Annotated in this window: 16 protein-coding genes and 1 other RNA gene; 15 read left to right on the forward strand and 2 right to left on the reverse strand. The window is 72.2% G+C overall.

The features are described from left to right. The first annotated feature begins 317 nt into the window (after positions 1-317). From ACZ6RC_RS00155 to ACZ6RC_RS00170, 4 genes are all read left to right on the forward strand, one after another. A complete protein-coding gene (locus tag ACZ6RC_RS00155; protein WP_469578249.1) occupies positions 318-2,027 on the forward strand; it encodes a serine/threonine-protein kinase in 1,710 nt (569 codons plus the stop codon). A 107-nt stretch (positions 2,028-2,134) separates the two neighbouring features. Next, positions 2,135-3,382, forward strand: a complete 1,248-nt coding sequence (locus tag ACZ6RC_RS00160; protein WP_469578251.1) for a serine/threonine-protein kinase — start codon at positions 2,135-2,137, stop codon at positions 3,380-3,382. Positions 3,383-3,467: 85 nt separating this feature from the next. After that, positions 3,468-4,574, forward strand: a complete 1,107-nt coding sequence (prfB, locus tag ACZ6RC_RS00165) for a peptide chain release factor 2 (RefSeq protein ID WP_469578254.1) — start codon at positions 3,468-3,470, stop codon at positions 4,572-4,574. A gap of 388 nt (positions 4,575-4,962) precedes the next feature. Further along, positions 4,963-5,904: a hypothetical protein gene (locus ACZ6RC_RS00170; RefSeq protein WP_469578256.1), complete on the forward strand. Its 942-nt coding sequence runs from the start codon at positions 4,963-4,965 to the stop codon at positions 5,902-5,904. 147 nt (positions 5,905-6,051) lie between these two features. On the opposite strand, the gene ACZ6RC_RS00175 is transcribed toward ACZ6RC_RS00170, so the two are convergent. Then, the gene (locus tag ACZ6RC_RS00175) at positions 6,052-6,237 is read right to left on the reverse strand and encodes a hypothetical protein (protein WP_365715394.1); all 186 of its coding nucleotides are present in this window, start codon (positions 6,235-6,237) and stop codon (positions 6,052-6,054) included. Positions 6,238-6,483: 246 nt separating this feature from the next. Here ACZ6RC_RS00175 and ftsE point away from each other — a divergent pair, with 246 nt between their 5' ends. The 5 genes from ftsE to ssrA all read left to right on the forward strand — a co-directional run bounded on the left by ftsE (position 6,484) and on the right by ssrA (position 10,421). After that, on the forward strand, positions 6,484-7,173 hold the full coding sequence (ftsE, locus tag ACZ6RC_RS00180; RefSeq protein WP_260229593.1) for a cell division ATP-binding protein FtsE: 690 nt from the start codon (positions 6,484-6,486) through the stop codon (positions 7,171-7,173). A 21-nt stretch (positions 7,174-7,194) separates the two neighbouring features. After that, complete coding sequence (ftsX, locus tag ACZ6RC_RS00185; protein WP_391146426.1) at positions 7,195-8,112, forward strand: permease-like cell division protein FtsX; 918 nt, start codon at positions 7,195-7,197, stop codon at positions 8,110-8,112. Between the two features lie 78 nt (positions 8,113-8,190). Further along, positions 8,191-9,369, forward strand: coding sequence for a S41 family peptidase (locus tag ACZ6RC_RS00190; protein ID WP_469578260.1), 1,179 nt, complete (start codon positions 8,191-8,193; stop codon positions 9,367-9,369). An 18-nt stretch (positions 9,370-9,387) separates the two neighbouring features. After that, positions 9,388-9,927, forward strand: coding sequence for an SsrA-binding protein SmpB (gene smpB / locus ACZ6RC_RS00195; protein ID WP_391146420.1), 540 nt, complete (start codon positions 9,388-9,390; stop codon positions 9,925-9,927). 100 nt (positions 9,928-10,027) lie between these two features. Further along, positions 10,028-10,421, forward strand: a transfer-messenger RNA (tmRNA) gene (gene ssrA, locus ACZ6RC_RS00200). A gap of 70 nt (positions 10,422-10,491) precedes the next feature. Here ssrA and ACZ6RC_RS00205 read toward each other — a convergent pair. Continuing rightward, positions 10,492-11,823 carry an MFS transporter gene (locus tag ACZ6RC_RS00205; RefSeq protein ID WP_469578262.1) on the reverse strand — a complete coding sequence of 444 codons (1,332 nt, stop codon included), beginning with the start codon at positions 11,821-11,823 and terminating at the stop codon, positions 10,492-10,494. A gap of 265 nt (positions 11,824-12,088) precedes the next feature. Between ACZ6RC_RS00205 and ACZ6RC_RS00210 the strand changes: the two genes are divergently transcribed. From ACZ6RC_RS00210 to ACZ6RC_RS00235, 6 genes are all read left to right on the forward strand, one after another. Beyond that, positions 12,089-13,093: a LysR family transcriptional regulator gene (locus ACZ6RC_RS00210; protein ID WP_469578265.1), complete on the forward strand. Its 1,005-nt coding sequence runs from the start codon at positions 12,089-12,091 to the stop codon at positions 13,091-13,093. 119 nt (positions 13,094-13,212) lie between these two features. Beyond that, positions 13,213-14,568, forward strand: coding sequence for a nitrate/nitrite transporter (locus tag ACZ6RC_RS00215; protein ID WP_469578267.1), 1,356 nt, complete (start codon positions 13,213-13,215; stop codon positions 14,566-14,568). A gap of 75 nt (positions 14,569-14,643) precedes the next feature. After that, positions 14,644-15,804 (forward strand): uroporphyrinogen-III synthase, encoded by a 1,161-nt coding sequence (locus ACZ6RC_RS00220; protein ID WP_469578270.1) that lies wholly within the window; start codon positions 14,644-14,646, stop codon positions 15,802-15,804. A gap of 122 nt (positions 15,805-15,926) precedes the next feature. Beyond that, positions 15,927-16,487 carry a CGNR zinc finger domain-containing protein gene (locus ACZ6RC_RS00225; protein WP_469578273.1) on the forward strand — a complete coding sequence of 187 codons (561 nt, stop codon included), beginning with the start codon at positions 15,927-15,929 and terminating at the stop codon, positions 16,485-16,487. 162 nt (positions 16,488-16,649) lie between these two features. Next, entirely contained in the window at positions 16,650-17,237 is a 588-nt protein-coding gene (locus ACZ6RC_RS00230) for a sigma-70 family RNA polymerase sigma factor (protein WP_391146402.1), read from the forward strand. Further along, positions 17,234-18,157, forward strand: coding sequence for an RNA polymerase subunit sigma (locus tag ACZ6RC_RS00235; protein WP_469578276.1), 924 nt, complete (start codon positions 17,234-17,236; stop codon positions 18,155-18,157). The genes ACZ6RC_RS00230 and ACZ6RC_RS00235 overlap by 4 nt, the downstream gene beginning before the upstream one ends. The last annotated feature ends 72 nt before the right edge of the window (positions 18,158-18,229 follow it).

Below are 18,229 nucleotides of genomic sequence, written 5' to 3' on the forward strand. Positions count from 1 at the left end.
CCCCTCGATGCGACGTGCTGTGTGCATCCTCGCACCTGCCACTGACAACCCGCCCGCGGGTCGCCTCGAAGTGATCTTGAATGGTCGGCTGTGGACGTAAAAGTGCCTGGTTGGGCACGTCTCCCGGCACTTCCCGCAACCTCGGGTGCGCCATATGCGTCTTGTTTTCGGACAAGTCCGGTGCCGGAATCGGCCGTCTCGCGATCGACCGCTGACCCGTTCGGCGGCACTAAAGTGGGTTGGACCCCCGGACGGGTCACAACAGATGACAGGGACTCCGGGGGGTCCAGGACCACGATCAGCAGGGAGCGCGTGACGTGCGGCCAATCGGCAGCAAGTACCTGCTCGAGGAGCCGCTCGGCCGCGGCGCCACGGGCACCGTCTGGCGAGCCCGCCAGCGGGAGACGGCGGGCGCCGAGGCCGCCGTGCCGGGCCAGCCCGGAGAGACCGTGGCGATCAAGGTCCTCAAGGAGGAGCTGGCCAACGACGCGGACATCGTGATGCGCTTCCTGCGCGAGCGGTCCGTGCTGCTCCGGCTCACCCACCCGAACATCGTGCGGACCCGCGACCTCGTCGTCGAGGGCGATGTCCTCGCCCTGGTCATGGACCTCGTCGAGGGCCCGGACCTGCACCGGTACATCCGCGAGAACGGCCCGCTCACCCCGGTCGCCGCGGCCCTGCTCACCGCGCAGATCGCCGACGCCCTCGCCGCCAGCCACGCCGACGGCGTCGTCCACCGCGACCTCAAGCCCGCCAACGTCCTGCTCGCCGAGCGGGACGGCGGGATGCACCCGATGCTCACCGACTTCGGCATCGCCCGCCTCGCCGACTCCCCGGGCCTGACCCGGACGCACGAGTTCGTCGGCACGCCCGCGTACGTCGCGCCGGAGTCCGCCGAGGGCCGCCCGCAGACCTCCGCCGTCGACATCTACGGCGCGGGCATCCTCCTCTACGAGCTGGTCACCGGCCGGCCCCCGTTCGCGGGCGGCACGGCCCTGGAGGTCCTGCACCGGCACCTCAGCGAGGACCCGCACCGCCCGTCGACCGTCCCCGGCCCGCTGTGGACGGTGATAGAGCGCTGCCTGAGCAAGAACCCGGACCGCCGGCCCAGCGCCGAGAACCTGGCCCGCGCGCTGCGCACGGTCGCGTCCGGCATCGGCGTGCACGCCGCGCCCGCGCAGATCGAGGCGGCCGAGGGCGTCGGCGCCCTGCTCGGCCCCGACCCGGCGCCCGCGCACGTCCCGGAGACGCCCGGCGCGGCCGACCCGACCCAGGTGCTGCCCAGTGGCGGAGCCCACCAGTACGACCCCGCCGCCGCGACCAGCGTCATGCCGACCGGCGGCCCGGGGGCCGGCGCCGACCCGACCACGGTCCTGCCGCCCGTCCCCGCCCAGCCCCCGCAGGGAGCGCAGAGCGACGAGCCGCACCCCTGGCAGAGCCAGCTCCGCGCGGCGCGGGACCGCAACGAGCAGACCCAGGTGCAGTACCTGGACCCGAGCGAGGACCCGCTGCGCCGACGCCCCCAGCGCCGGCCCCAGCCGTACGCGCCCCAACAGCAGCCCCAGCCCCCGCAGTACCAGCAGCAGCCTCAGCAGTACCAGCAGCGTCCGCCGCAGCGGCAGCAGCAGCCCCAGCAGTACGCCCCGCAGCCCCAGCAGCAGCAGTACGCGCCCCAGCCCCAGCAGCAGCAACAGCGGCCGCAGCAGCAGTACCGGCCGCCGCAGCCCCCGCCGCAGGCGCCGGCTCCGCGCGAGCCCCGCCCGCCGCGTCAGCGCAGCGCCAACCCGATGCGGATCCCGGGCCTGGGCTGCCTCAAGGGCTGCCTGTTCACGATCGTGCTGTTCGTCGTCGCCGGCTGGCTCGTCTGGGAGCTGACCCCGCTCCAGAGCTGGGTCGCCGAGGGCAAGGGCTACTGGGAGGCGATCGGCGACATGATCTCGTCCGTCTCCACCTGGGTCTCCGACCTCGGCAGCAGCACCGACACCGGGACCACCGGCGGGACCACTACCGGCGGTACGGGACAGTAGTACTGCCGATTTATCGACTTCCGAGGGGTGATTTCCCCTCGGAAGTGACGACCAGCGCCCGGGGACGCGTAACTTTGTCGCGACCGCCAGCCGCTGAGGGAGCAGTCTTGGCACGGAAAATCGGCAGCCGCTACACAGCCCATCAGATCCTCGGGCGGGGCAGCGCCGGCACGGTGTGGCTCGGCGAGGGCCCCGAGGGCCCCGTCGCCATCAAGCTGCTGCGCGAGGACCTGGCCTCCGACCAGGAGCTCGTCGGACGCTTCGTCCAGGAGCGCACCGCCCTGCTCGGCCTCGACCACCCGCGCGTGGTCGCCGTCCGCGACCTCGTCGTCGACGGCAACGACCTCGCGCTCGTCATGGACCTGGTCCGCGGCACCGACCTCCGCACCCGCCTCGACCGCGAGCGGCGGCTCGCCCCCGAGGCGGCCGTCTCGATCATCGCCGACGTCGCCGACGGGCTCGCCGCCGCGCACGCCGCCGGCGTCGTCCACCGGGACGTCAAGCCGGAGAACATCCTCCTCGACATGGAGGGCCCGCTCGGCCCCGGCGGCGCCCATCCCGCGCTCCTCACCGACTTCGGCGTCGCCAAGCTCATCGACACCCCGGGCCGCACCAAGGCCACCCGGATCATCGGCACGCCCGACTACCTCGCCCCCGAGATCGTCGAAGGCCTGCCGCCGCGCGCCGCCGTCGACATCTACGCCCTCGCCACCGTGCTGTACGAACTCCTCGCCGGGTTCACCCCCTTCGGCGGCGGCCACCCCGGCGCCGTGCTCCGACGGCACGTCACCGAGACCGTCGTCCCGCTGCCCGGAATCCCCGAGGAGCTGTGGCAGCTGATCGTCCAGTGCCTGGCGAAGGCCCCCGCCTCCCGGCTGCGCGCCTCGGAGCTGGGCGCCCGGCTGCGCGACGTCCTGCCGCTGCTCGCCGGCATCCCGCCGCTCGACGTGGACGAGCCGGACGCGGAGCCGTCCGGCGAACCGGAGGAGGAGCCGTACGCGACGGGCTCCGGGACGTCCACGTCGAGCGGCGGGCCCGCCCCCCGCCGCGCCGCCGTCCCGCTCGTCCCGGGCGCCACCCCCGACTCCAACCGCGACACGCACACCTCCATGCGCGTGCCCGCCCCCGACGAACTCTCCGGCGGCCCGCTGGGCACCGCCCGCGCCCCCCGCCCCGCGGGAGCCCGCCGGCCCGGCTCGGCCCGCCACAAGGCGGGCGCGGCCCGCAAACGCCGGCTCACCCTCTCCATCGCCGCGGTCCTGGTCACCGGCGCCCTGGCCGCCGGCGGCTACCTGGCGACCACCGGCGACTCCGACGCCCCACCCCAGGACTCCAAGACCTCCACGAGCCCGTAGGGGCCCCTGCCGATCCTGCCGGGGTCGCGGTGTTCCGAGGCGGGCGGCGGGTCGGGGAGCGGTGGGGAGCCGTTACGCTGGACGCGTGGCAGTCGTCGATGTATCAGAAGAGCTGAAGTCCCTCTCCTCGACCATGGGGTCGATCGAGGCCGTCCTGGACCTCGCACAGATGAGGGCCGACATCGCCGTGCTCGAAGAGCAGGCCGCGGCCCCGTCCCTGTGGGACGACCCGGAGGCGGCGCAGAAGATCACCAGCAAGCTTTCGCACCTCCAGGCCGAGGTCCGCAAGGCGGAGGCCCTGCGCGGCCGGATCGACGACCTCGCGGTGCTCTTCGAGCTCGCCGAGGAGATGGACGACGCCGACACCCGCGCCGAGGCCGAGACCGAGCTGGTCTCCGTCCGCAAGGCGCTGGACGAGATGGAAGTCCGTACGCTCCTGTCCGGCGAGTACGACGAGCGCGAGGCGCTCGTCAACATCCGCGCCGAGGCCGGCGGCGTGGACGCCGCCGACTTCGCCGAGCAGCTCCAGCGGATGTACCTGCGCTGGGCCGAGCGCCACGGCTACGGCACGGAGGTCTACGAAACCTCGTACGCCGAAGAGGCCGGCATCAAGTCGACCACCTTCGTCGTCAAGGCGCCGTACGCCTACGGCACCCTCTCCGTCGAGCAGGGCACGCACCGCCTGGTGCGCATCTCGCCCTTCGACAACCAGGGCCGCCGCCAGACCTCGTTCGCGGGCGTCGAGATCCTCCCGGTCGTGGAGTCGTCCGACCACGTGGAGATCGACGAGTCCGAGCTGCGCGTCGACGTCTACCGCGCGTCGGGCCCCGGCGGCCAGGGCGTCAACACGACCGACTCGGCGGTGCGCATCACGCACCTCCCGACCGGCATCGTGGTCTCCTGCCAGAACGAGCGCTCCCAGATCCAGAACAAGGCGAGCGCCATGAACGTCCTCCAGGCCAAGCTGCTGGAGCGTCAGCGCCAGGAGGAGCGCGCCAGGATGGACGCCCTGAAGGGCGACGGCGGCAGCTCCTGGGGCAACCAGATGCGTTCGTACGTCCTGCACCCGTACCAGATGGTCAAGGACCTCCGGACGGACTTCGAGGTCGGCAACCCGCAGTCCGTTCTGGACGGCGAGATCGACGGCTTCCTCGAGGCGGGCATCCGCTGGCGCAAGCAGCAGGAGAAGTAACCCCCTTCGACTTTCACCGCACCGGGCCCCTCGCGCACACCGCCGTGAGGGGCCCGGTGCTTTCGTCGGCGTACGGCCGATTCGCGGGCGCAAGCGGAAACGATGCCGACGAGCCGCTTTGTCGACATAAGAACTGGCCTGGGAGAGGCGGAAGTTCCGCGTTTACGTCACAGTTGCATCCCCGCATGACGGTCAACTGATGATCTTTCGGGCATCGCACGCGCAACGACCTTGACGCGTATGCGGAAACTCGCAAGGGTGACCCGCGGCATGCGTATTTCTGGGGCGCGTGTGAACGGGGACCGGTTGAGTGATCATCCCGCTCCCGATGCCCGTGGCCCCGAACGCGGCCCCATGACGAGATTGAGCTACTGGGGGTAGCAGGCATATGACGAAGAAGACGCGGGTTCGCCTCGCGCGGATAGCCGCCGGGACGGTTGTCGTCGCCGGTGCGTCCCTGACCGCGGCCGGTGCCGCGCAGGCAGTCGGTGTCGGAGTCGAGATCGGCGGCCTCAGCGCCTCGGTCCAGGTCGACTCCGACGACCCGTGCGAGGAAGTGGGCGGAGTCTGCGAGGAGACGACCGGTGGCGGCGGCGAGCCGACGACCGGTGGTGGCGAGCAGCCGACCACGGGTGGCGGTGAGCAGCCCACGACCGGTGGCGGTGAGCAGCCGACCACGGGTGGCGGTGAGCAGCCCACGACCGGTGGTGGCGAGCAGCCCACGACCGGTGGCAACGGTGGTCAGCCGACGACCGGTGGTGGCGAGCAGCCGACCACCGGTGGCAATGGCGGTCAGCCGACCACGGGTGGTGGCGAGCAGCCGACCACGGGCGGCAATGGCGGTCAGCCGACGACCGGTGGTGGCGAGCAGCCGACCACCGGTGGCAATGGCGGTCAGCCGACCACCGGTGGCAACGGCGGCACGCCGACCACGGGCGGCAACGGTGGTCAGCCGACCACCGGTGGCAACGGCGGCACGCCGACCACGGGCGGCGGCGAGCAGCCGACGACCGGTGGCACCAGCGGCAACGGTGGTTCGTCGTCCTCCACGGGCGGCTCCACGGGCGGCTCCACCGACGGCGGCACCACCGGTGGCGACGGCAACACCTGCACCGTCGACCTCGACGGCGCCGAGTGCGTCGACAACAACCCGGGCACCAACAACGCCGGCTCGCAGCCGGTCGAGCAGGGCAAGGCCAAGGAGGAGCTGGCGGAGACCGGCGCCGCCGAGACCTCGTTCCTGATCATCGGCGCCGCGACGATGATCGCCGGTGGCATCGGCTTCCGGATGCTCCCCCGCCTCGTCGGCGGCGGGCGGGCCGCCGTCTGAGCGGATCGATCGCCGGGCACCGGCCGGAATCCGGCCGGTGTGAGCGGATCGGGCGGAACGGTGGGGCCGTGAGGCCGCACGCGTGACGAAAGAGGGCCGGGGGGCGAACCCCCGGCCCTCTCCCGTGTCCGGCTCGTATGCGGAGTGCTACGCGGTCTGCAGCGCCGCGAGCAGCGCCGCCATCGCCACCAGGGCGATCACCAGTGCCAGCAGCATCCCCGGGGTCAGACCCGTCGACGGGTCCATGCGCTCCCGGTTCGCGCGGCAGACGGGACAGCGGCCCTCCGCGACGGGGGCCGCGCAGTTGGCGCACACCAGTCGGTCGTAGGTCATGCGCTCTCCTCTCCCGCACGGGGATCCTCACCACGGTCAACGCCGAGCGGCACCCGTGCGTTCCCCCTACCACTGTGCCAGCTCCGAGGCGTTTCGGCGCGCCCCGTCGGATTGCACCCGGATCGCCTGCGTTCCGCCCGGAAGGGCGAAAAGGATATACCGCACAAGCCGGGACCGCGACTGCGCGGGCCATCCCGGGTCGCGTAAGGTCGCGCACACCTACTCCCGGCCGACCGTGGTGCATCCGTGATCCGATTCGACAACGTCTCCAAGTCCTATCCGAAGCAGAACCGCCCCGCGCTCCGGGATGTATCCCTGGAGATCGAGAAGGGGGAGTTCGTCTTCCTCGTCGGTTCCTCCGGCTCCGGAAAGTCGACTTTCCTCCGGCTGATCCTGCGCGAGGAGCGCTGCAGCCACGGCCAGGTGCACGTCCTCGGCAAGGACCTCGCCCGGCTGTCCAACTGGAAGGTGCCCCAGATGCGGCGCCAGCTCGGAACCGTCTTCCAGGACTTCCGGCTGCTGCCCAACAAGACCGTGGCCGAGAACGTGGCCTTCGCCCAGGAGGTCATCGGCAAGCCGCGCGGCGAGATCCGCAAGGCCGTGCCCCAAGTCCTCGACCTGGTGGGCCTCGGCGGCAAGGAGGACCGGATGCCCGGCGAGCTCTCCGGCGGTGAGCAGCAGCGCGTCGCCATCGCCCGGGCCTTCGTCAACCGGCCCATGCTGCTGATCGCCGACGAGCCCACCGGCAACCTCGACCCGCAGACCTCCGTCGGCATCATGAAGCTGCTCGACCGCATCAACAGGACAGGGACCACCGTCGTCATGGCGACCCACGACCAGAACATCGTCGACCAGATGCGCAAGCGCGTCATCGAGCTCGAGAAGGGCCGTCTCGTCCGCGACCAGGCGCGCGGCGTCTACGGATACCAGCACTGAGCAGGTAGGGGACAGATCACCATGCGCGCTCAGTTCGTGCTCTCCGAGATCGGCGTCGGTCTCCGGCGCAATCTCACGATGACCTTCGCCGTCATCGTCTCCGTGGCCCTCTCGCTCGCCCTCTTCGGCGGCGCGCTGCTCATGCGCGAGCAGGTCAGCACGATGAAGGACTACTGGTACGACAAGGTCAACGTCTCCATCTTCCTCTGCAACAAGAACGACGCGGCCACCTCCCCCAAGTGCGCCAAGGGTGCGGTGACCGCGCAGCAGAAGGAGCAGATCGAGGCCGACCTGAAGAAGATGGACATCGTCGAGACCGTGCACCACGAGTCGACCGACGAGGCCTTCAAGCACTACAAGGAGCAGTACAGCGACACGGCGATCGCCTCCGTCATCACGCCCGACCAGATGCAGGAGTCGTTCCGGGTCAAGCTGGACGATCCGGAGAAGTACAAGGTCGTCGCCACCGCCTTCGCCGGGCGGGACGGGGTGGAGTCCGTCCAGGACCAGCGCAACATCCTGCAGAACCTCTTCGACCTGATGAACGGCATGAACATCGCCGCGCTCGGTGTCATGGGGCTGATGCTGGTCATCGCGCTGATGCTCATCGTCAACACGGTGCGCGTCTCCGCCTTCAGCCGCCGCAGGGAGACCGGCATCATGCGGCTGGTCGGCGCCTCCAGCTTCTACATCCAGATGCCGTTCATCATGGAGGCCGCGTTCGCCGGCCTCCTGGGCGGCGCCGTCGCCTGCATCATGCTGCTGGTCGGCCGGTACTTCCTCATCGACCACGGCATCGCCCTCGCCGACAAGATGCAGCTCGTCAACTTCATCGGCTGGGACGCCGTCCTCGCCAAGCTGCCGCTCGTCATCGCGATCGGCCTGCTGATGCCGGCCCTTGCGGCCTTCGTGGCGCTGCGCAAGTACCTCAAGGTGTGAGAAGAGCCGCCTGAGTGCCCCGGGCGCCGTACGGTCAACCACCGTACGGCGCCTTTCGCTTGTCCTAGAGTGGGCGACATGCCGGTCGGCCCCGGGCTCCGTCCCGACCACTGTCTCCGGCCCCGCGGAGCGCTCCGTGGGGCCGCTTTGACGTTCGTCTTCGCCGGAGTGCTCGCCACCGCCGCCGTCACCGGCGCGCTGCCCCGGCAGGCGCCGGAGGCCGCGAAGCCCGCCGGGGTCGCCCCCGCGCGGGAGACCGTCGACCGGGGCGCCCTCAACCGGGTGGCCGCCGAGGCGATGGCCGACGGCAAGTCCGGCAAGCAGGCCGCCGAGGAGTTCGTCAGCCGCAGCGGCGACCGCTGGGGCGCGGTGTACGGCCCGGCGGAGTACGAGGAGTTCGAGCAGGCCCTCGACGGCTCGTACACCGGTGTGGGCCTCTCCGCCCGCAAGGCGGGGGAGGGACGCGTGGAGATCAGCCGCGTCCACCCCGGCGGGCCCGCCGCCCGGGCCGGGTTGCGGCCGGGCGACCGTCTCGTCACCCTCGACGGGCGTCCCGTCGGCGGCCTTCCGGTCTCCGAGGTCGTCTCGCTGCTGCGCGGCGCCGGCGTCCCAGGATCCGCCGTCGCCCTCGGCGTCGAACGCGGCCGCTCCGCCTGGACCGAGACCCTCCGCAGGGCCAGGCTCGCCGGCGAGGACGTCACCGTGCGCCGCCTCGACGACGGGACCGTGCTGATCAAGGTGGTCGCCTTCACCAAGGGCACGGGCGAGCGGGTACGGAACGCGGTGCGGCGCGCCCCGGCCGGCGCCGGGATCCTGCTCGACCTGCGCGGCAACGCCGGCGGTCTGGTCTCCGAGGCCGCCGTCGCCGCCTCCGCCTTCCTCGACGGCGGCCTGGTCGCCACGTACGACGTCGACGGGGAGCAGCGCGCGGTGTACGCGCAGAACGGCGGGGACACCGCGCGGCCCGTGGTCGCGCTGATCGACGGCGGCACCATGAGCGCCGCCGAGCTGCTCACCGGCGCGCTGAAGGACCGCGGCCGGGCGGTCACCGTCGGCTCGCGCACCTTCGGCAAGGGCGCGGTGCAGATGCCCAGCACCCTGCCGGACGGGTCCGTCGCCGAGCTGACCGTCGGCCACTACCGCACCCCGGCCGGCCACGGTGTCGACGGCCGGGGCATCACCCCGGACCTGGCGGTCGGCGAGCGGGCCGAGGAGCGGGCGAGGACGGTATTGAGTGGCCTCGGAGGGGGGTCGTAGTGCGAAAATGGCCGCACTATGGCAAAGGGACTCGTGAACGTGCAGGGCAAGCCTGCCAAGAAGAAGGACGCCGACAAGGGTCCTGAGCGCAAGATCATCGCGCAGAACAAGAAGGCGCGGCACGACTACCACATCATCGACACGTACGAGTGCGGTGTGGTGCTCATGGGCACCGAGGTGAAGTCGCTGCGGATGGGCCGGGCCTCGCTCGTCGACGGCTTCGTCCAGATCGACGGCCACGAGGCGTGGCTGCACAACATCCACGTGCCCGAGTACTTCCAGGGCAGCTGGACCAACCACGCGGCGAAGCGGAAGCGCAAGCTGCTGCTGCACCGCGAGGAGATCGACAAGCTGGAGTCGAAGGCACAGGAGACGGGTCACACGATCGTGCCCCTCGCGCTGTACTTCCTCAACGGCCGGGTCAAGGTCGAGATCGCGCTCGCCAAGGGCAAGAAGGAGTTCGACAAGCGGCAGACGCTCCGCGAGAAGCAGGACACGCGGGAGACCAGCCGTGCGATCGCGGCGGCGAAGCGGCGCCAGCGGGCCGCCGAGGCCTGACCCGCCCCGGGTCCACGGTAATGCGCTGGCAACGGCGCCCGTTGTTCCCGTACGATGGGCCTCGCACCTCACAGCGGGTGCGTCTTTGAAAAATCAACATGGGGATGATCGGTTTCGACAGCGGATGCCGAATCAGGGGAAGCGTGTCGAGGAAGCGGCAATGATCTCGTAAACCATATGTCGCAACCAATAATCGCCAACTCCAAGAGCGATAACTCCCGCTTCGCCCTCGCTGCCTAATTTTTAGGTAACGAACAGAAGCCTCTGTGAGGAGCGTCAGCCCGGGGATGGTCCCGACCCGGATCCTGGCGTCATCTAGGGATCTAAACCTCTAGCCCCGGTCACGGGGGCCTGAGGGAAATCAAACAGTGACTGAGCCCGTCGGAGACTTGTCCGCGTGATCTCCGGGGCTGAGAAACTCCTAGCGGACTGCACACGGAGAAGCCCTGTTTTGCCACCGTTGGACGCGGGTTCGATTCCCGCCATCTCCACCGAGCGTCCGAGCGGTCCTCCGCCCGGACACCTCATCCCATGTGGGCGAAGGCCCGGTGACCGTCACGACGGTCACCGGGCCTTCGTCATGTCCGGGGCCGCGCCCACGCGCAGGAGGACGGACAGGGCCAGCGCCAGGGCGGCCGCCGCGGTGGGCACCAGGAAGGCGTACGCCGTCGCCGGGGCGTGCTCGACGGTCCAGCCGCCGGAGGCCGAGCCGGCCGCGATGCCGCCGAGGAGGGCGGTCACCGCCAGGGTCATCCCCTCGTTCAGGCGCCCCGCCGGGGTCAGGCGCTGGACCAGGGTCATCCCCGTCAGCAGGGTCGGCGCGGTCGCCATCCCCGCCACCAGCAGCCCGGCCGCCAGGGCGGTCAGGGAGCCCGTCACGGCGCCCAGGAAGGGCAGCGTCATCAGCACGGCCATCGCGGCGAGGCAGGTCCGCGGCCCGGCCGAGCGGCTCGTGCGGCCGTAGACCAGGCCCGCCGCGCACGAGCCGGCCGCCTGGAGCGCCAGCACCGGCCCGGCGAGCGGTCCGTCCACGTGGGCCAGCGTGACCACCTCCATCGCCCCGAAGACCGCGCCGGTGGCCAGGAAGACGCCGAGCAGCGGGCCCATCCCGGGCGCGCGCAGCGGGGAGCCGGAGCCGTGGGCGCGGGGTGTGGCGGGTGGCTCCGTGGCGCGCTGGGTCGTGAAGACCAGGACGCCGGTGAGGAGGAGGACCGCGCCGGCCAGGGTCCCCGCCTCCGGGAAGAGACCGGCGCACAGGAACGCGGCCAGGACCGGACCCAGTACGAAGCACAGCTCGTCCACGGCCTGCTCGAAGGCGTTCGCGGTGTGCAGGGCCGCCGGGTCGTCCCGGTGGAGGTGGGCCCAGCGGGCCCGGGACATGCCGCCCGTGTTGGGGGTGGTGGCGGTCGCCGCGTACGCCGCGAAGAGGGTCCACGCCGGCGCCTGGTGATGTACGCACAGCAGCAGCGCGAGCGAGCCGAGGGTCGCCAGCGCCGTCGCGGGGACGGCGACCCGGGCCTGGCCGTACCGGTCCACCAGCCGGGCCGTCCAGGGCGCGACGAGGGCGGTGGCGGCCAGGCCCGTGGCGGTGACCGCGCCGGCGAGCGCGTACGAGCCGTACGACCCGGCGATCATGATCACCGCGCTGACGCCGAACATCCCCATCGGCAGGCGGGCGATCAGATTGCCGAGGGTGAAGGCGCGGGCGCCGGGGGTCGCGAAGAGACGGACGTAGGGGTTGGCCGAGCGGCGGGACGGGCTGGGCGCGCCGCCGGGACGGGGGTGACGGAGCCGGCCGTGCGGGTGGGGCCGGTGGGGACCGGCGGGCGGGTGGGGGTCGCGGTAGCGCGGTGCGAGAGCGGGACCGGACGGGGTGAGCATGAGGTCGAGCGGCATGGGACCAGCCTCGGGGCCCGGGTCCCGGGCGGTCCAACACCTGGTCGGTGGCCATTCACGCGCCGGCGTTGTTGAATGCGGCGTGGCTCCTTCCCCGGTCCCTCCCCAGACTCCGTCCGCGGTCGCTCCTCCGGTCGCCTCCCAGGCTCCGCCCGCGGTCGCTTCCCAGGCTCCGCCCGCGGTCGCCTCCCATGCTCCGCCCGCGGTCGCTTCCCAGGCTCCGTCCCCGGTCGCCTCCCATGCTCCGTCCGCGGTCGCTCCTCCGGTGTCTTCCGCGGTTCCCGTCCCCGCTCCGTCCGGCTACGGCCACGACGTCGAGCCGCGGCTGCTGCGCGCCTTCGTCGCCGTCGCCGACGAACTCCACTTCACCCGCGCCGCCGCCCGCCTCTACGTCGCCCAGCAGGCGCTCAGCCGCGACATCCGGCGGCTGGAACGGGGTCTCGGCGCCGAGCTGTTCGTCCGTACCACCCGCAGGGTCGCGCTCACCGCGGAGGGGGAGCGGCTCCTGCCGCACGCGCGCGCGGTGCTGGCGGCCTGCGACGCGCTCGCCGACGCCTTCCGGGCGGCGGACCGGCCGCTGCTCGTCGACCTCAACACCACCGCCCTCTCCCACAGCCGCGTCCTGGAACGGGCCCGCGAACTCGCCCCCGAGCAGGAGCTGATGGCCCGCTACGAAGGCGGCCTCGCGGGAGCCGCGGCCCAGATCCTCGCCGGGAGCCTCGACGTCTCCTTCGGCCGCTACGGCGGGCTCGGCCCCACCGAACGGGCCGGCCTCTCCTCGCAGTTCGTACGGTACGAGGCGATGGCCGTCCTGCTCCCCGAGGACCACCCGCTCGCGGCCCTGGCGGCCGTCCCGCTGGCCGCCCTGGCGGGCGAGAGCGTCTACGCGGCGGCGGGCAACGACCTCACCCGGGAGTGGACCGATCTGGCCGCGCGGCTCTTCGAGGGCCGGGGCATCGCGGTGGCACCGCGCGTCCCGAGAGCCGTGGGGAAGGAGGAGTTCCGCCGGATCCTGGCCAAGCTCGGCATCCCCGCCCTCGTGGTGGTCGATTTCCCGCCCTTCCCGGGGAGCGTGCTGCGCCCCCTCGTCGATCCGGTGCCGCTGTCGCCCGTGAGCCTGGTGTGGCGCACAGGGCTGCGGCATCCGGGTCTGGACGCCCTGCGGGCGGCCGCGGCGGAGATCGGCGCGCGGGAGGGCTGGCTTGACCGCCCGCCGGGCTCCTGGCTCCCGGAGGACGAGCTGCTCACATCCGTGCCCCGCCGCGGGTGAGAGCAAGGTTCCGCCCCCGTCACCTCCCGCCACCGCTCCGAAACGAGGCCTCCCTAGTCTCTCCGGAAAGAGGTCCAGGGCATCTGGACGCTCAGGACCCGACTCCGTGGAGGTACGTGATGGGCGGCCGCTGGATCGAACGGTGGGAGCCGGAGGACGAGACCTTCTGGCGCGAACAGGGAGAGCGGATCGCCCGGCGCAATCTCGCCTACTCCGTCTTCTCCGAGCACATCGGGTTCTCCATCTGGAGCCTGTGGTCGGTCATGGTCCTCTTCATGGGCCCCGCGTACGGCATCGACCCGGCCGGGAAGTTCTTCCTGATCGCGACCGCCACCTTCGTCGGCGCGCTCATCCGGATCCCGTACACCTTCGCCGTCGCCCGCTTCGGCGGCCGGAACTGGACCGTCTTCAGCGCGCTGATGCTCCTGCTGCCCACCGGCTTCGCCTTCGCCGTGATGGAGCCGGGCACCTCCTACGGCACCTTCGTCCTGGTGGCGGCCCTCACCGGCGTCGGCGGCGGCAACTTCGCCTCCTCCATGACCAACATCAACGCCTTCTTCCCGCTGCGGAAGAAGGGCTGGGCACTCGGACTCAACGCGGGCGGCGGCAACATCGGCGTCCCCGTCGTCCAGCTCGTCGGGCTGCTCGTCATCGGCACCGCCGGCGCCCTGCACCCCCGGATCGTCCTCGGCGTCTACCTCCCGCTCATCGTGATCGCGGCCGTGTGCTCCGCCCTCTGCATGGACAACCTGGCGCCGGTGCGCAACGACACCGGCGCGGTCAAGGAAGCCCTCGCGGCCCGGCACACCTGGATCATGGCCTTCCTCTACATCGGCACCTTCGGCTCCTTCATCGGCTACAGCTTCGCCTTCGGCCTGGTCCTCCAGACCCAGTTCGGCCGTACACCGCTGCAGGCGGCCTCGCTCACCTTCATCGGCCCGCTGCTCGGCTCGCTGATCCGGCCCGTCGGAGGCTCCCTCGCCGACAAGCACGGCGGCGCCCGCATCACCCTGTGGAACTTCGTCGCCATGGCGGCCGCCACCGCCGTGGTGATCTACGCCTCCGTCGTCGAGTCACTCGCCGTCTTCCTCGTCGGCTTCATCGCCCTCTTCGTCCTCTCCGGGCTCGGCAACGGCTCCACCTTCAAGATGATCCCCGCGATCTTCCTCGCCCAGGGGCACCGCAAAGGCCTGGCGGGCGAGGAGGCCGAGGCGTACGGCCGCAGGCTCTCCGGGGCCGCGATGGGTCTGATCGGGGCCGTGGGGGCGCTCGGCGGGCTGGGGATCAACCTCGCCTTCCGGCAGTCCTTCCAGACCACGGGGTCCGGCACCTGGGCCTTCGTGGCCTTCCTCGCCTTCTACGCGGCGGCCCTCGCCGTGACCTGGGCGGTATACCTTCGCCGGCGCCCCGCCGTACCGGACACGGCGGAGGCGGCGGAGGAGAGGAACCCGCGGCTCGGTTACGCCGAGGTGTGATCGGGAGTGGTCCGTAACGGCCAAGAAATACGGGCGAACCGAGTCTGTCACGGATCACCGTCAGGCTCGGTCGTCATGTACGAGCATGAGCAGGGTCCCCTCGCGGGGTTCACCGTCGGGGTCACGGCGGCGCGGCGCGCGGACGAGCTGAGCGCGCTCCTCCGCCGCCGTGGCGCCGCCGTCGTCCACGGCCCCGCACTGAGGATCGTGCCGCTCGCCGACGACACCGAACTCCTCGCGGCCACCAAGGAGATCATCGACCACGCGCCCGACGTGGTCGTCGCCACCACGGCGATCGGCTTCCGGGGGTGGGTGGAGGCGGCGGACGGCTGGGGGTACGGCGACGAACTCCTCGCCCGGCTGCGGGGCGTCGAGGTCCTGGCCCGCGGGCCCAAGGTCAAGGGCGCGGTGCGCGCCGCGGGCCTGACCGAGTCGTGGTCGCCGTCGTCCGAGTCCATGGCCGAGGTCCTCGACCGGCTCCTGGACGAGGGCGTGGCCGGGCGGCGGATCGCGCTCCAGCTGCACGGGGAGCCGCTGCCCGGGTTCGTGGAGGCCCTGACGGCGGGCGGCGCGGAGGTCGTCGGCGTCCCCGTCTACCGGTGGATGCCGCCGGAGGACATCGGGCCGCTGGACCGGCTGCTGGACGGCGTGCTGAACGGCGCCCTGGACGCGGTGACCTTCACCAGCGCGCCGGCCGCCGCCTCGCTGCTGACCCGGGCGGAGGACCGCGGGGTGCTGCCGGAGCTCCTCGCCGCGCTGCGGCAGGACGTCCTCGCCGTCTGCGTGGGCCCGGTGACAGCCCTGCCGCTCCAGGGGCACGGCGTCGGGACGCTCCAGCCCGAACGCTTCCGGCTGGGGCCGCTGGTGCAGCTGCTGTGCCAGGAGCTGCCGTCCCGGGCGCGCACGCTGCCGGTGGCCGGACACCGCGTCGAGATCCGCGGCCAGGCGGTCCTCGTCGACGGCGCCCTGCGGCCGGTGCCGCCCGCGGGGATGGCGCTCCTGGACACCCTGGCGCGGCGCCCCGGCTGGGTCGTCTCCCGCGCCGACCTGCTGCGCGCCCTGCCGGGCGCGGGCCGCGACGAACACGCGGTGGAGACCGCGATGGCCCGGCTGCGGACCGCCCTCGGCGTACCGAAGCTGATCCAGACGGTGGTCAAGCGCGGCTACCGGCTGGCGCTGGACCCGGCGGCGGATCCGGCGGCGGACGGCACTCAGGCGGACGGGCAGGACGGGTAGGGCCCGGGCCCGGGGCGGTCTCCGGCCTGATCGCCACCACACCCTCTAGCGGGACCCGGCGCGGGTGGGCACTCTGGGAGGGCGCCCGGACCGGCTCTCGACGGCAAGGTGGTGACAGGGGCATGACCGTACGGTTCGACTCCGGCCGGATCTGCCTGGACCTCGCCGCCCAGCCGCTCGACCGCCCCGAGACGCTCGACCGGTTCCTGCACGCCGCCGGGCTCGTCCCGGCCGCCACGCCGCTGAGCACGCTGGACCCGCACTGGCTCGGTCCGTTCCGCGAACTGCGCGACTGCGTGGACGACCTGGTCCACACCCAGCTCGAAGGGCGGCGCCCCGGGCCCGCCCTGGAGCGGCTCAACTGCCTCGCCGCCGCCTCCGCGCCGCCCGCGCCCCGCGCCGTCCGCACCGAGACCGGGCTGCTCGTCCGGGCGTTGAGCCAAGAGCCGGAGTGCCGGGCGCTGCTCGCCGCCGTCGCCCGGGACGCCGTCGACCTGCTCACCGACCCCGTCGCCCGCGCCCTGCTGCGCCAGTGCGAGGGCGACGACTGCCGCCGCTGCTACCTCGACACCTCCCGCGGACACCGCCGCCGCTGGTGCTCCAGCGAGCTGTGCGGCAACCGCGAACGGGTCGCCCGGCACCGGGCCGCCCGCGCCCGCGCGAAGAATCTCGTCACACGCTGACGCGGCGCGACGCCCGCTGACCCGGCCCGGTCGTGGCCGCAACTCGGCCTCACCGGACGGGCTTTCACCTGCCGTGGAGAGAAACTTCGCCGCGCGTTGAGAAGAACCCGCTCCGGTTCCGTACCCCTGGACGACAAACAAGGTCTCGACCGGGAGGTTCAGGTGCGCAAGGATGCGGCCGTGGCCGATGACCGTCCGCATCGGGCCCGGCATCGCAGCGAGGTGTCACGTCTTCGATCCTCCGTCCCCGACGAAGAGTTGATGCGTGCTCTCTACCGCGAACATGCCGGACCTTTGCTCGCCTACGTATTGCGCCTCGTCGCCGGTGACCGCCAGCGCGCCGAGGACGTCGTACAGGAGACGCTCATCCGTGCCTGGAAGAACGCCGGTCAGCTCAACAGGGCGACCGGCTCCGTCCGACCTTGGCTGGTGACGGTCGCCCGGCGCATCGTCATCGACGGCCACCGAAGCCGGCAGGCCCGGCCGCAGGAGGTCGACCCGGCACCGCTCGAGGTCCTGCCCGCGGAGGACGAGATCGACAAGGCGCTGTGGCTGATGACGCTCTCTGACGCGCTCGAAGATTTGACCCCTGCCCACCGGGAAGTATTGGTCGAGACCTACTTCAAGGGGCGTACCGTCAACGAGGCGGCCGAAACCCTCGGAATCCCCGCGGGAACCGTCCGCTCCCGGGTGTTCTACGCACTGCGTTCGATGAAGCTCGCGCTGGAGGAGAGGGGGGTATCGGCATGACACCGCCGCATGACGCCGCGGGTGCGTACGTACTCGGCATCCTGGACGACGTCGACACCGCCGCCTTCGAGGTCCACCTGGCGGAGTGCGGGCTCTGCGCCGCGCACGTGCAGGAGTTCGCCGGGATGGAGTCGATGCTGGCCATGCTGGCCGACGCCGGCGCGCAGCCCACCGCCCCCACCGGCGCCCGCCCCGGCGCACCCCGCCCGGGACCGACGGGCTCCGACCCGTACGGCGACCGCGACCCCTACGCCGGACCGGCCGGCTCCGACCCGTACGCCGACGAGGCTTTCGACGCCTTCGCGCCGCGCCCGCCCGCGCCCCCCGGGCCGCGCGCCGTCCCGACGGTCCCGGTCGGCCTCGACGCGGCCCCCGCCCCCGCGCTCCTGGACCGGCTCATGGACGAGGTCGGCGCCAAGCGGGCCCGCTCCCGCCGCCGCACCTTCTTCCTCGTCGCGGCCGCCGCCGTGCTCGTCGTCGGCGGGCCCGCCGTCGCCGTGGTCGCCACCTCCGAGGGAAGCCGCGAGAACCGCGCGGTCGAACCGCACCCCACCAGCCCCGCCGAGGACGCCTTCTTCAACCACATGGAGGAGAAGGTCCGGGCCACCGACCCGACCAGCAAGGTCAGCGCCACGGTCGGCATGGAGAAGAAGGGCTGGGGCACGCACACCGTGCTGGAGCTCAAGAACGTCAAGGGCCCGCTGAAGTGCCGCCTCATCGCCGTCTCCACCGGCGGCGAGGAGGAGGTCGTCACCTCCTGGGCCGTGCCCACCTGGGGTTACGGCATCCCCGGCGCCCCGACCGAAGCGGCCAGGAACCCGCTCTACGTCCACGGCGGAGCCGCCATGGACCGCGACGACATCGACCACTTCGAGGTCCGCACCTTCGACGGCGAGCGCCTGGTGGAGGTGGACGCCTGACATTCGGCCCCCGAGTGGCATAAGCTCGACGGCTGCCCCACGGCGGGGGCAGTGCACGTCAGAAGGGGGCCT

The organism is Streptomyces sp. NPDC048353 (assembly GCF_055587165.1).